The sequence below is a fragment of the Massilia mucilaginosa genome (assembly GCF_011682145.1).
In the GTDB taxonomy this organism is placed as follows: Bacteria; Pseudomonadota; Gammaproteobacteria; order Burkholderiales; family Burkholderiaceae_D; genus Telluria_A; species Telluria_A mucilaginosa.
The window spans coordinates 1-13311 of record NZ_WHJH01000087.1 but is presented as its reverse complement, the minus strand read 5'-3'; the positions used below and the strand labels follow the sequence as shown (position 1 = coordinate 13311).

Below are 13311 nucleotides of genomic sequence, written 5' to 3'. Positions count from 1 at the left end.
ATACGCGCATCGCCAAGACCCGCGCCCGGATCGAGCATGTGTTTGCCGGCCTGGCCGAGATGGGCGGCAAGGGCCTGCGCACGATCGGACTGGCGCGCGCCACGTTGCAGCTCAATTGGAAGGTCGCCGCTTACAATTTGCGGCGCCTGGTCTACTTGAAGGAGGCCAGGGTCGAGGCGTTCTGACGCCCGCAGTCCGTCCGGACTGCACAAAACGAGGTTCAGCGCCCATAAAATGGGCGGGAGCGGCTTGGTCTGACATCAAAAAAGCGCATCTGCCGGCCTCGCGACCGGCGATTACGCGGGATTTACCGGTAATTCGAGGTGCCCCGTTGTACCCGAATGCGGTGGATTTTTTCAGCCTTACAATGTGCGGCGAGCGCCGCGTCGCGCGCGGGCACAGCCAGCCCCGCCAGCGCTCTTACCCGATGTAATTAAACAGCGACAATCCCGACAAGGCCTTGAACGATTTCTGCGCCGCTTCCAAGGTGGTCTGCTGCTGCGCGAACTGCGACAGCGCCTTGACCATGTCCAGGTCCACCAGATTCGATATCGCGGTCTGATACTGGATATCCCGGTCCGACCCGGCACTGTCCAGATAATCGAGTTCCTGCATGCGCGAGCCGAACGAGGCGCGCACCGACAGGATGTTATCGAGCGACGACGTCAGGTTGGCATTGGCCACGCTCAGACTATTGGCCAGTTGCGCCTTGCCGCCCGCCCCGATCACCGGCTGGCGCAGCGCCGACACCAGATCGGTAATGGTCTTGAACACCGACTGGTTCACGCTCGGCTCGGTGGTAAAGCTGTCGCCGTTGCCCGGCTCGCCCTTGACGTCGAGCGCCATGCCGTCGAACGCGATCTGCTGCCCGGTCTTGTACGGCTGCGGCGTGGCCACGGCCGGTGGGCGCGGAATCGATTCGTTGGTGGTGGTATCGGTCACCATGTAGGTCGTCACCGGCGGCGTGGTCGCCGTCACCGAAAACGTCACGCTGTAATTGTGCCCGGTCAGCGCCGACTTGTCGGTCACCGTCCCCGGCGACACCAGCCCGGAACCGGTATTGGCCGCGGCGGCACGCGTCTGGAAATCGCCATTCCCGGTCATGTTCCGTTCAAAAATGGCATTCCCGGTCTCGCTGACCGGCATCGTGCGCGACGAACCGACCTGCAACATGCGCTGGCCCTGGTCGCCGTTGTACTGGGCGCCGCCGGCGGTCTGGGTGAACGGCTGGGTGTTGGCGCGGTGCCCGGCGAACAGATAGCCGCCCACGCCGTCTTCCGTATTGGCCACCGCCAGCAAGTCCTGCATGCGCGATTCGAGGTCGATCGCGATCGCTTCGCGGTCGGGCGGCGTCAGCGAGCCATTGCCGGCGTACACCGACAAACGCTGGATTTCCTGCATCAGGGTGGTGGCACTGGTCAGCGCGCCTTCCACCTGCCCCAGCGAACTGTTGGCGTTCATGCGGTTGACCTTGAACTGCTCGTTGACCGATTGCGATTGCGCCAGTTCAAGCGCGCGCGCGGCCGCGACCGGGTCGTCGGCGGCCGTCACCAGGCGGCGGTTGGTCGACAGCTGCATCTGGGTCTTGGCCAACTGGCTCTGCAAACTGCCGAGCTGGCCGGTGCCGTTGGCGTAGATGGTGTTGGTGCTGATGCGCATGCTGGTTTCCCCGACTGAACTAAGCAACGATGTAATTAACGACTGATCGACAGGACCGTGTCGAACAGGGTGCTGGCCATCTGCATCACCTTGCCGGCCGCCTGGTAGGCTTGCTGGTACTTGAGCAGGTTGGTCGCTTCTTCATCCAGGTTCACGCCGGACACATCCTGCTGCGCCGCCGTCACCTGCTTGAGCAGGGTGTCGCCAGCCTGGCTGTTGACCTGCACTTCGCGCGTCTTGTTGCCCACAAAGCTGACCAGCTCGGCGTAAGCCGACTGGTAGGTGGCCTTGCCGCCATCCAGGATCGGCTTGGTCTGCAGGTTGCCCAACAGGCGCGCATTGCGGTTGTCGGCCGTGCCGTTGTTGTTGGGCGCGACCGTGAAGGTGTCGCCCGCCACCGGCGTGCCGGCAAATTTCAGGTTCACGCCGCCGAAGTTGTAGTTGGCGCCCGCCGTGAACGGAATCGAGGGGGTGCCGGCCGGATAGGTCGTGGACGTGCCGTTGTTGGTCACCGTCACGGCCTGGCCGGCCGGGAAGCCCGACAAGCCGGCCGGGGCGCCGCCCACGGTCAGGTTGACCGGCGCCGTCAGGGCATTGCCCGGCGTCAGGTAGGAAGCGTCGATATTGCCTTCGCTGATAGTCCCCGTGCCCTTGTTACTGAGCGGCACACTGGTGCTGATCGGCGCCGCCGCCGCAATCGCATTGCGCTCGTTGATCACCATCGAAAAGTCGGACGCGCCATTGACGGTCGGGCGCACCAGAAAGCTGTCGCCCGCGCTGGCGCTGCCGGTGACGGTAAACGCCACGCCATCGATGACCTGCGGCCCGGTCTGCGGGAACGGCGTGACCGGGAACGGTTTTTTGTCCGACAGGCGCGTGACCGTGTAATTGCTGCCGTCGTAGCTGACGCTGTAGTCGCTCTGGGTCAGCGCGGCCGGGTCGACGATGGCCGCCTTGACATCGGTGGTGCTGCCGACCGCGTTATTGATGTTGCGCCCGACCACCGGCGCGCCGACCGTGAAGAAGTCGCCGCCCGGATTGCCGGCCGAATCGATCCCGAGACGGTGCTGGGCATTGAAAGTCTGCGCCAGCGAAATGGCCACGCGCCCGAGCGAATTCTGGGTACGGTCGAGGGTGCCGGAACGAAATTCCATCAAGCCGCCCAATTCGCCGCCCGAGAGCGCGCTGTCGGCCAGCACGGTCACATTGCTGCCCGTGACCAGGCCGACCTGCACCCGGCTCAGGTCGGTCGGCGAGGTGGTGGCTGTCAGCTGGAAGGCTTTGTTGCCCACCACCAGCGGCTGGCCGCTGCCGATGGCGACCGTCAGGCTGTTGTTGTTGCCGCGCGTGACCGTGGTTTTGACTTCCTTGTTGAGGTCCGCGATCAGCTGGTCGCGCGCATCCATCAAGTCGTTCGGCTCGGCGCCGGTGCCGGTGCTCAGCTGGGCGATCTTGTCGTTGAGCTGGCCGATCTGCTGGGCGTAGGAATTAATCACGCCCACCTTGGCCGTGATTTCACTGTTGACGCCCTGGCGGATCTCGCTCAGGCGGTCGTTGATGCCCTGGAAACGCGACACCAGCGATTCGCCGTTCGACAGCACCGCCTGGCGCGAGGCGGCCGAGGACGGGTTCGAGGCCATGTCCTGCACGCCCTTGAAGAAATCCTGCAAGGCCGGCGACAGGCCGGATGTGGTGTCCGACAGCAAGTTGTCGACCTGGCTGATCTGCGAATAGAAGGCATTGAGCGAGCTGACCTGGGTCTGGGCGGAGCGCACCTGGCCATTCAAAAAGCTGTCGGAATAGCGCTTGATCTGCTCGACTTCGGTACCGCTGCCGACGAAACCATAGCCGTAGTTCTGGGCGATGCCGCTCGACTGGACAATCGTCTGGCGGCTGTAGCCTGCCACATTGGCGTTGGCGATGTTATGCCCGGTCGTGGACAGCCCCACTTGCGCAGCGAACAAACCGGTCTTGCCAATGTTGAGAAGATTTCCAGACATGATGTGGTTTCTTTCCTTGAATATCTCTGTCTACGGCAAGTTATCAAAAAACTTGAGCGCCGCGCCCAGTCTTACGCCAGGTTGCGCTGGATAATCTTGGTCAGCTTGGCCGCGTACAGCGGATCGGTGGCGTAGCCGGCTTTCTGCAAGCCCTGGGCGAAACCGGCCGCATCCTGGGCGTTGGCCAGCACTTTTTCGTAGCGCGGGTTGTTGGTGATCAGTTTCGCGTAATCCTTGAAGCTGTCGGCATACGAATCGTAGGCGCGGAATTTCTCGACCCGGGTCTGCGGCTTGCCGTTGACATACTCGGTCGTGACCGCCGTGGCAACCTTGCCAGTCCAGCCAGGGCCGGCCTTGATGCCGAACAGGTTGTGGCTGGTGCCGCCGTCGGCATTGCGGATCTCGCGCCGGCCCCAGCCCGATTCGAGCGCGGCCTGGCCGAGCATGAACTTGGCCGGAATCCCGGTCGCGCGCGCCGCTTCGTCGGCATGCGCGCCCAGCTTTTCCTGGAACGCGCGCACATGCGGCGACTGCGGCCGTCCGCTCGCGCTCACGCCCGGGGTGGACGGGGCGCCGGTCGTGGTCGTGGTCGGCGTGAGCAGCGCACCCGGCGAGGTGATCATTTCTCCGGCATCGCGTCCGGGCGGCATGGCGATCCGCTTGGCCGGCTGGTCGTTGGCAATGGTAAACGGCTGGGCCGGCTGGGCGATCGGGTCGCCATTGATCGCCAGCGCCTGCGCATTGGCGGCCGTGGTGCTCAGCTGGCGGATCAGCACGTCGGCCAGGCCGACCCCGCGCTTGGCCAGGTTCTGGCTCATCTGCTGATCGAGCATGCTGGTGAAGGTCTTGGTTTGCTGGCTGTCGAGCATGCCTTCGCCCTGCGGCGTGGCGTCGCGCATGCTTTTCATCATCATGTTGATGAACATCGCCTCGAACTGGGTCGACGCGGTTTTCAGCGCTTCCGGCGAGCCGGCCTTGGCCGACTGCTTGAGCCCGCCCAAGGCATTGGTGTCGAGGGCGAACTTACTGCTCAGGTCGTTCGATGGGCCGATCATGATGGCATCCTCAAATGATTTCGAGTTCGGCGCGCAGCGATCCGGCCGCTTTCAGCGCCTGCAGGATCGAGAGCAAGTCTTGCGGCGAGGCGCCGATCGCATTCATCGCCTTGACCACTTCGGCCAGCGAGGCGCCGCCCTTGAGCATGACCACCTTGCCCGGATCCTTTTTCACTTCGACCTGGGTGTTCTGGGTGACCACGGTCTGCCCGCCCGAAAACGGACCCGGCTGGCTGACCTGGGGATCGGAACTGATCGTCACCGACAGGTTGCCGTGCGAAATGGCACAGGTGTCGAGCGTGACGGTCTGGTTCATCACCACCGAACCGGTGCGCGCGTTCATGATGACTTTGGCGGCCAGCTTGGACGGATTGACTTCCAGCCCTTCCAGGATGCCGATGAAGGCCACCCGCTGGTCGCTCGACGAGGGCGACCGCACGCGGATCACGCGCCCGTCGAGCGCGGTGGCGATGTCCGGGCCAAAATGGTTGTTGATCGCTTCGACCACCCGCGCCACGGTGGAAAAATCGGTGGTGTTCAGTTCCAGCCGAATCTGGTTGTTCTCGCCCAGGTTCGAGGCGACGGCGCGCTCCACCGTGGCGCCGGCCGAAATCTTGCCCACCGCCAGATGATTGACTTGCACCTGCGCCCCACCCGCCTGCGCGCCGACGCCGCCGACCAGCACATTGCCCTGCGCCATGGCGTACACCTGGCCATCGGCGCCTTGCAGCGGCGTCATGATCAGGGTGCCGCCGCGCAAGCTCTTGGCGTTACCGATGGACGAGACCGTGATGTCGATAGTCTGGCCCGGCTGGGCGAAGGCTGGCAGCGAGGCCGTGACCATCACTGCGGCCACGTTCTTGAGCTGCAAACTGGTACCCGGCGGCATGTTCACGCCCTTCGCTTGCAGCATCGACATGATCGACTGCACCGTGAACGGGGTCTGGGTGGTCTGGTCGCCGCTGCCGTCGAGGCCGACCACGATGCCGTAGCCGCTCAGCTGATTCTGGCGCACGCCGGCGATCGTGGTCAGGTCTTTCAGGCGCTCGGCCTGGACGGCCTGCGGCAGCAGGGTCAGGGACAAAGCCAGGGCAGCGGTGTTCAGGAATGCACGCATGGGAATTCCGATCAGAATGGCAGCAGGGACTGGAAGAAACGCGACACCATCGCCGTCATTTCGGCGCGGTCGATCTGGCTGTTGGTGCGGTACTCGACGCGCGCATCGGCCACCTGGGTCGACGAGACCGTGTTGCCGGTGCCAATATTGTCCGGGCTGATCATCCCCGAAAAGCGGATGAACTCGACGCCCTTGTTCATCGCCACCTGCTTCTCGCCGGCCACGATCAGGTTCCCGTTCGGCAGCACTTCGGTCACGGTCACGCCGATGGTGCCGGTAAAGGTATTGCTGGCGCTCTGGTTGTCCGAATCCGAAAACTTGTTGGCGCCTTCGACCCCGACCGCGGCGCCGAACACGCTCCTCATCACGCCCGGTGCGGCAAAGCTGGCCGAGCCGGACTTGTTGCCCGAGCTGGCGCCGGCTTTCACGGCCGAGGTGCGCTCGGTGATGTTAATGGTCAGCATGTCGCCGATATGGCGCGCGCGGCGGTCTTCGAACAGCGGGCGGTACTGCGAGCTCTGGTAGATGGCGCCGTTGGCGGGCGCGCCCTGCTCGGCCATGAGCGGACGCGCGCTGGTCGGACGCTGCACGATCGAACTCGGGGTGGCGGCGCAGCCGCTCAGCGCCAGCAGGGAAACGATAAGAAAGGTCTTCATGAGGATTCTCCTGGCCGCGCTTACAGCTGCGACAGTTTTTGCAACATCTGGTCGGACGTGGTGATCGCCTTGCTGTTGATCTCGTAGGCGCGCTGGGTCTGGATCATGTTGACCATTTCCTCGACCACGTTCACGTTCGAGGTTTCCACATAGCCTTGCAGCAGCACGCCCGAGCCGTTGGTGCCGGGGGTGTTGGTGTTGGCATTGCCCGAGGCACCGGTTTCCACGTACAGGTTTTCGCCTTTCGACTCCAGCCCGGCCGGATTGACGAAGGTGGTCAGTTGCAGGCTGCCGATCTGGGATGGCGCGCCGGTGCCCGGCAGGGTCACCGAGACGGTGCCGTCGCGCCCCACGGTCAGCGACAGCGCATTCGACGGCACGGTAATCGCAGGCTGCACGACAAAGCCGGACGAGGTGACGAGCTGGCCGTTGGAATCGGTCTGGAACGAGCCGTCGCGGGTGTAGGCGGCGGTACCGTCGGGCATCAGCACCGAGAAGAAACCGGCGCCGTTGACCATCACGTCTTTCGAGTTGCCGGTCTGCTGGGGATTGCCCTGGGTGTGGATGCGTTCGGTCGCGACCACGCGGGTGCCGGTGCCGATCTGCTGGCCCGAGGGCAGCTGGGTTTGTTGCGAGGATTGGGCGCCTGGCTGGCGGACATTCTGGTACAGCAAGTCTTCGAAGACGGCGCGGCTGCGTTTGAAGCCGTTGGTGCTGACGTTGGCCAGGTTATTGGTGATGACGTCCAGGTTGGTCTGCTGCGCTTCGAGGCCGGTCTTGGCGATAAAAAGGGAACGAATCATGGTCTTCTCCAGTAACGGCGGCCGGCGAACATCGCCACGCACCGATCAATGAAGAGATTATGCGCCCCATGCCGTTAACCCAAAGCGAGGATCTGGGTGGCTTTCGCCGCGTTGTTCTCGGCATTCTTCATCAGGCTCATTTGCAGTTCGAACGAACGGGCCAGCGAAATCATGGTCACCATGGCATCGACCGGGCTGACGTTGGAGCCTTCCAGCGCCCCGCCGGCGACCGCCACTTGCGGGTCGGCATCGGCGGCCACGCCGCTTTTCAGGCGGAACAGGCCATCGTCGCCGCGCACCAGGTCCTGCTCGGGCGGGTTGACCAGTTTCAGGCGCCCCAGGATGGTCGGCGCGCCCGGCTTGGTGGTGCTGGCGATGGTCGAAATGGTGCCGTCGCCGCCGATCGATACCGACACTTCGGGCGGCACGGTAATGCTGCCGCCATCGCCCTGGATGGCAAAGCCGGCGCTGTTGGTGAGCAGGCCGTTTTCATTCATCTGCAGGGCGCCGTTGCGGGTGTAGGCTTCGCTGCCGTCCGGCATTTGCACGGCGATAAAGCCTTTGCCCTTGAGCGCCACGTCCAGGTCGCGGCCGGTCAGTTGCAGCGGGCCGGAGGTAAAATCGGTGCTGGTCGTGGTGTTGACCACAAAGGCGCGCGTGGCCAGCGGCAAGTTCTCGCCGACGATGGGAACGGCGCGGAAGGCGTCGATCTGGGCGCGAAAACCGGTGGTGGTCACGTTGGCCAGGTTGTGCGAGGTGGTCGCCTGCTGCTCCAGGATGTGCTTGGCGCCGCTGCCGGCTGTGTAGATGAGTCTGTCCATGATTTTCTCCTAGATGCATACCGCTAACACCATTCCCGCCCCTAACCCCGTCGTTCCCGCGCCAAGGCGGCACTCGGCGGGAACCCAAGTATTTATTGGCTGAGCAGCGAAACTGGGGTTCCCGCCTGCGCGGGAACGACGTGCTAGCTTTAACGCAGGTTGACCAGGGTCTGCAACACCGAATCCTGCGTCTTGATGGTCTGCGCATTGGCCTGGTAGACCCGCTGCGCCGTGATCATATTGACCAGTTCCGCCGTCAGATCCACGTTCGAACTCTCCACCGCCGACGCCTGCAAATTGCCGAAGCTGCCCGAATTCGGGGTGCCGATCAGCGGGTTGCCCGAGGTCGGCGTCTGTGCCCAGGCATTGTTGCCCAGCGGTTGCAGCCCGTTCGGATTGGCGAAATTGGCCAGCACCACCTGCCCCAGCGGACGCGATTCGCCATTGCTGTACTGTCCCAGGATGGTGCCGTCGGGACCGGCCGAGAAGCGCTGCAGGTTACCGGCCGTGTAGCCGTCCTGGCTCGATTTCTTCTCTTCCGTGGCGTCGCCATACTGGGTCGAACCGGCGAAATGCAGGTCGAATTCGATGGTCGGCTTGGAACCCGTCAGCGGGAACACCGGCAACTCGATTTGCAGCGGCAGGGTCTGCGGCGCCATGGCGGCGGCGTTCAGCACGCCGTTGGTGTCGAAATTGAGGTGACCGGCGCGCACGGCCGGCACCTTGACGGCGGCGGCGATCAGCTTGTCGATTTCGGCCGGGGTGATGCCGGGCGTGCCGCCGGCGCTGGTGGCGGCGGTGGTGATCGCGGTCTGCTGGGCGGCGGTGGCGCCGGCGATGCCGGCGGCGGCCGCCACGGCGGCGCCGGCGGCGGTGGCGTAGGCGGCGGCTGCTGCGGGCAGGTTACCCGGCGGCACAGCGGTGGCGGCGGTCTGGAAGGCGGTGCGCGCGGTGGTCGCGCCGGCATCGGTCTGGGCCGCGGCGGCAACCGCCTGGTTGGTGATTTCCACCCCGTCCGAACCGACGTACACGTCCCACGCGCCGGGGCCGGTCTTGACGTAGAAGGTCGACATCACGTGCGAGTTGCCGAGGCTGTCGAACACGTCGATCGAGGTCTGCTTGTTGTAGGTTTCCGGATCGGCCGCGTTGAACGGCACCTTGATCGGCAGCGGGCTGCGCGAATCGAGGTTGAGCTTGGTGTCGACACGGGTGGTTTCGAGCGGATCCATATCCTTGTTGTCGATCTTGAGCGGCACGGCCGAGCCGGTCAGGATGTTGCCGCTCTCGCCGACGGTATATCCGGTCAGCTTGGCGCCCTGGGCGTTGACCACGAAGCCGTTCTTGTCGAGCGAGAACTGGCCGTTGCGCGAATATTGCACGTCGCCGTTGACATCGGTGCGGAAGAAGCCGGCGCCGTTGATCGCGATGTCGAGCGGGTTGTTCGAGCTTTCGATATTACCCTGGGTGAACTGCTGGGCGATCTGCGAGACTTTCACGCCGATCCCGGCCTGGTTGCCGCCGGCGCCGTTCAGCGAATTGGCGTACATGTCCGCAAACTGGGCCTGCGAGCCCTTGAAACCGACGGTGCTGGCGTTGGCGATGTTGTTACCGATAACGTCGAGCGATTTGGCTGCGCCATTCAAGCCGCTAAGTCCTTGTTGAAACGACATGGTGTTTCTCCTGATAGTGATAAGTAGTAGCGGCTTGATTACAGAATTTGCTTGACGTCGCTCATTGCCACGACGCCCCGCGAGGGCAGATTCAGCTTGACGCCATCCTTGGCGCTGGTGGTGACGCTGGCGACCGTGTCGAACGACAGGGCCTTGGCATCTTTTAAGACTTCGCCGCCGCGTTCGGCAACGATGCGAATCAGGTAATTGCCATCCTTGAGCGCGATCGGCTTGCCGGCCGCGTCCAGTTTGGTGGGGTCGACCACCCCATCCCAGGCCACCGGCACGGTGCCGGCCGCCTGCTTGCCGAGGTCGATGGTCTGGACATCCTTGCCGGTTTTCGGATCGGTAATGATCAGCTGCACCTTGTCGGCCGGGCTGTCCATGTGGACGCCCATGATGCCCTTGCCGCCGGCCAGGGTCACGCCATTGCCGCCGACCAGCACGCCGTGCCCGATCAGGTTAGCGGCCTGCAAGCCTTCCGAACTCTGGTAGCTCGACTTGAGCGATTCCATGGTCGTGTTCAGCTTGTTGACGCCGGTCACCGTCGACAGCTGCGCCAGCTGGCTGGTGATCTGCGCATTGTCGAGCGGGTTCATCGGATCCTGGTTCTTCAACTGGGTGACCAGCAGGGTCATGAACTTGTTGGTATCGGCCTCGACGCTGCCTTCGACCGCTTTCGGCTTCTTGGGGTTGACGGCGTTGAGCAAGTCTTGCGACATCACGGGGGCGTTGGAATTGACGGTTGCCATGGCGGTTTCTCAGTGTATTACTCAGGTTATTGACCGATGGTCAACGTTTTCATCAACAGCGACTTGGCCGCGTTCATGGTTTCGACATTGGTCTGGTAAGAACGCGAGGCCGACAGCATGTTGACCATCTCGTCAACCACGTTCACGTTCGGCATGGCGACATAGCCCTTCTCGTCGGCCATCGGATGTTTCGGGTCGTACACCTGCTTGAGCGGGGAAGGATCTTCGATCACTTCGCGCACCTTGACGGCGGTGCCGGCGCCGCTGGTCGGAACCGCTTCGAACACGACCTGCTTGGCGCGGTAAGCTTCGCCGCTGGCACTGGTGGCGCTGTCGGCGTTGGCCAGGTTGCTGGCGGTGGCGTTGAGGCGCTGGGCCTGGGCGCTCATGGCCGAGCCGGACACGTTAAAGATGTTAAACAGCGACATGATTACTGGCCTCCCTGGATCGCCGCGGTCATGCCGCGGATCTGCATATTGATGAAGGTCACCGCCGCTTCGTAGCGCAGGGCGTTGTCGGCGAACTGGTTGCGTTCGACATCCATGTCGACCGTGTTGCCGTCGACCGCGCCCTGGGCCGGGGTGCGGTACATCACCGGGGTACCGTTGGCCAGTACATCGCCCTTGGCGGCGCCGGTCGGCATGTGGGCCGGGGCGGTTTGCTTGAGCACGCCCGCCGGCGGCATGGCCTTGGCCAGCACGCCTTGCAGGGCGCTGGCGAAATCAATATCGCGTGCCTTGTAGTTAGGCGTGTCCGCATTCGCAATGTTGGACGCCAGCAATTCCTGGCGTTGCGAGCGCAGGCTCAAAGCCGTCTCGTTAAAGCGCATGTAATCGTCGAGTTTGCCAATCATGTCGTGCTCCGCATCTGTCGACTGCCTCCGGGTTGGCGGCAATGTACTGGTGATGACAGGATGAATCATACGGGCCGCCCTGCTTGCCCAATCGAACGATAAGGAACGCCAAAACACGGCTATTCAAGGGTTCGCTGGCGTCGCGTAAAGTCTATGATGCTCTCATTCCTGAAAGCAACCACTATGAAAATCGCCTTGTTGACCGCCCTCTTGCTTGCCTCGCAATGTTGCTTCGCACAACCGGCCGCCGCCCCGGCGCCGGCCTTGCAGGACCCGGCCGTGCTCAAGCGCGTGGCGGAAGACTATCTGCGCGCCCAGAACGCGGGGCTGGCGGGCGAGGTGACGGTCACGGCCGGCCCGGTCAACCAGCGCATGAGCCTGGCCTCCTGCCCCGCCCCGCAGGCCTTCCAGCAGCCGGGGGCGCGCACGGCCGGAAAAACCACGGTCGGCGTGCGCTGCAGCGCGCCGGTCGCCTGGACGGTGTATATTCAGGCACAGGTGAGCGTGGTGACCGATTACGTGGCCACCGCCGTGCCGCTGGTCCAGGGCCAGACAATTGAACAATCACAATTAGTGTTGCTCAAAGGCGACATCGGGACGATGCCGAACGGGGTTGTGACCGACATGGCGCAAGCGCTCGGGCGCACCAGCACGGTGTCGCTCGCCTCCGGCACGCCGCTGCGCCTCGATGCGCTGCGCGCCAAACCGGTGGTGCAGCAAGGGCAACTGGTCAGGGTGGTGTCGAGCGGCAGCGGCTTCCGGGTATCGGCCGAAGCGCGCGCGATCGGCAACGCCAGCGATGGCCAGGTGGTACAAGTGAGAACGCCGGCCGGCGCCATCCTCAGCGGGGTGGCCAGGGCGGGTGGATTGGTGGAGGTGGTCTTTTAGACAAGGGTTCAAACTCCCGCGGGAATGCGCTAAAGTTTACGCCGCATGCGCCGTTACTTACGCAGACCCTGGAGTTTTTACCGCTCCGCCCAAAGAAGGATGATGCTGTGAAAATTAACGACAACCTCAAGACCAACCCCGGCCTGCCTGCGGCGAGTACACCCGCGGCCAACGCCAAGAGCACCGAAAAAGCCGCCAGCGCGGCCCCGGCCAGCACCGACAGCGTCAAGCTGTCCTCGCAGGGCCAGGCCATGGCCAGTTCGGTTGGCAACAGCAATAGCGTGTTCGACACCAAGAAAGTCGAGCGCATCAAGCTGGCGATTGCCGACGGCCAGTTCCAGGTCAATTCCGAGAAAGTCGCGGATGGCTTGCTGGACACCGTGCGCGACCTGCTGCATTCCCGACAACGCTAACCGCGCCGGTTTTCCAGCGCCACCATGACCATGCCAACAGCGACCCCGAGCACGACCCTGGCGCAGGAACTTGCCTTGATCACGTCCGTGCTGGACTTGATGACGCAGGAGCAGCAATTGCTGGTCAGCGCCGACACGGCCGGCCTCGACGAGCTCACCCCGCGCAAGGCGCAGGTGGTGGTCGCCATGACGGCGCTGGCGCAGCAACGGCACGCGTGCCTGGCGGCGGCCGGCTTTGCCGCGGACGACGGCGGCATGCAGGCGTGGGTCGAAGGGAGCGGCGCGGCCGATGCCTTATCTGGCTGGCAAGCCTTGCTGGACAAGACGCGCACAGCGAAAGAATTGAACCGTATCAATGGCATGCTGATCACCCGGCAGCTGTCGCACACCCAGGGGCTGATCAACGCCATGCGTACCCCGGCCGGCGGCGGCGACGCGGCGGTGTACGGCAAGAGCGGCCAGGCCGCGCCGGGCGGGCCGTCCAAGCGTTACGTGGTCGGCTAGGAGTCTGCGCGGCAGAAGGAGTCGAGGCGAAACGGGTGGGAAAAGAACCCAATTCACACCCACTTTTGAGGTCTGTAGCCGTAGGTAGGTGCGCGACGGCGCACCTACGACCGAGAAATG

15 protein-coding genes are annotated in these 13311 nt (G+C 63.9%); 4 read left to right on the top strand and 11 right to left on the bottom strand.

Annotation, left to right across the window (positions count from 1 at the left end):
• On the top strand, positions 1 to 185 hold a 185-nt coding region (locus F2P45_RS32785), incomplete at its 5' end, for a transposase (protein ID WP_166882403.1).
• 235 nt (positions 186 to 420) lie between these two features.
• On the opposite strand, the gene flgL is transcribed toward F2P45_RS32785, so the two are convergent.
• The 11 genes from flgL to flgB all read right to left on the bottom strand — a co-directional run bounded on the left by flgL (position 421) and on the right by flgB (position 11386).
• Entirely contained in the window at positions 421 to 1659 is a 1239-nt protein-coding gene (gene flgL, locus F2P45_RS32780; RefSeq protein WP_166882402.1) for a flagellar hook-associated protein FlgL, read from the bottom strand.
• 35 nt (positions 1660 to 1694) lie between these two features.
• A complete protein-coding gene (flgK, locus tag F2P45_RS32775) occupies positions 1695 to 3659 on the bottom strand; it encodes a flagellar hook-associated protein FlgK (RefSeq protein ID WP_166882401.1) in 1965 nt (654 codons plus the stop codon).
• Between the two features lie 71 nt (positions 3660 to 3730).
• Positions 3731 to 4714 carry a flagellar assembly peptidoglycan hydrolase FlgJ gene (flgJ, locus tag F2P45_RS32770; RefSeq protein ID WP_166882400.1) on the bottom strand — a complete coding sequence of 328 codons (984 nt, stop codon included), beginning with the start codon at positions 4712 to 4714 and terminating at the stop codon, positions 3731 to 3733.
• A gap of 10 nt (positions 4715 to 4724) precedes the next feature.
• The gene (locus F2P45_RS32765; RefSeq protein WP_166882399.1) at positions 4725 to 5831 is read right to left on the bottom strand and encodes a flagellar basal body P-ring protein FlgI; all 1107 of its coding nucleotides are present in this window, start codon (positions 5829 to 5831) and stop codon (positions 4725 to 4727) included.
• 11 nt (positions 5832 to 5842) lie between these two features.
• Positions 5843 to 6487, bottom strand: coding sequence for a flagellar basal body L-ring protein FlgH (locus F2P45_RS32760; RefSeq protein WP_166882398.1), 645 nt, complete (start codon positions 6485 to 6487; stop codon positions 5843 to 5845).
• Positions 6488 to 6507: 20 nt separating this feature from the next.
• The gene (gene flgG / locus F2P45_RS32755) at positions 6508 to 7290 is read right to left on the bottom strand and encodes a flagellar basal-body rod protein FlgG (protein WP_166882397.1); all 783 of its coding nucleotides are present in this window, start codon (positions 7288 to 7290) and stop codon (positions 6508 to 6510) included.
• A 74-nt stretch (positions 7291 to 7364) separates the two neighbouring features.
• Positions 7365 to 8111 (bottom strand): flagellar basal body rod protein FlgF, encoded by a 747-nt coding sequence (locus F2P45_RS32750; RefSeq protein WP_166882396.1) that lies wholly within the window; start codon positions 8109 to 8111, stop codon positions 7365 to 7367.
• A 149-nt stretch (positions 8112 to 8260) separates the two neighbouring features.
• The gene (locus F2P45_RS32745; RefSeq protein ID WP_166882395.1) at positions 8261 to 9781 is read right to left on the bottom strand and encodes a flagellar hook protein FlgE; all 1521 of its coding nucleotides are present in this window, start codon (positions 9779 to 9781) and stop codon (positions 8261 to 8263) included.
• Between the two features lie 38 nt (positions 9782 to 9819).
• Entirely contained in the window at positions 9820 to 10533 is a 714-nt protein-coding gene (locus F2P45_RS32740; RefSeq protein WP_166882394.1) for a flagellar hook assembly protein FlgD, read from the bottom strand.
• 26 nt (positions 10534 to 10559) lie between these two features.
• The gene (gene flgC / locus F2P45_RS32735; protein ID WP_166882393.1) at positions 10560 to 10961 is read right to left on the bottom strand and encodes a flagellar basal body rod protein FlgC; all 402 of its coding nucleotides are present in this window, start codon (positions 10959 to 10961) and stop codon (positions 10560 to 10562) included.
• A gap of 2 nt (positions 10962 to 10963) precedes the next feature.
• Positions 10964 to 11386: a flagellar basal body rod protein FlgB gene (gene flgB / locus F2P45_RS32730; RefSeq protein WP_166882392.1), complete on the bottom strand. Its 423-nt coding sequence runs from the start codon at positions 11384 to 11386 to the stop codon at positions 10964 to 10966.
• 183 nt (positions 11387 to 11569) lie between these two features.
• Here flgB and flgA point away from each other — a divergent pair, with 183 nt between their 5' ends.
• From flgA to F2P45_RS32715, 3 genes are all read left to right on the top strand, one after another.
• A complete protein-coding gene (gene flgA, locus F2P45_RS32725) occupies positions 11570 to 12274 on the top strand; it encodes a flagellar basal body P-ring formation chaperone FlgA (RefSeq protein WP_166882391.1) in 705 nt (234 codons plus the stop codon).
• A 107-nt stretch (positions 12275 to 12381) separates the two neighbouring features.
• On the top strand, positions 12382 to 12687 hold the full coding sequence (gene flgM / locus F2P45_RS32720; protein WP_166882390.1) for a flagellar biosynthesis anti-sigma factor FlgM: 306 nt from the start codon (positions 12382 to 12384) through the stop codon (positions 12685 to 12687).
• Between the two features lie 24 nt (positions 12688 to 12711).
• Positions 12712 to 13191: a flagella synthesis protein FlgN gene (locus tag F2P45_RS32715; protein ID WP_229505423.1), complete on the top strand. Its 480-nt coding sequence runs from the start codon at positions 12712 to 12714 to the stop codon at positions 13189 to 13191.
• Positions 13192 to 13311 lie beyond the last annotated feature (120 nt).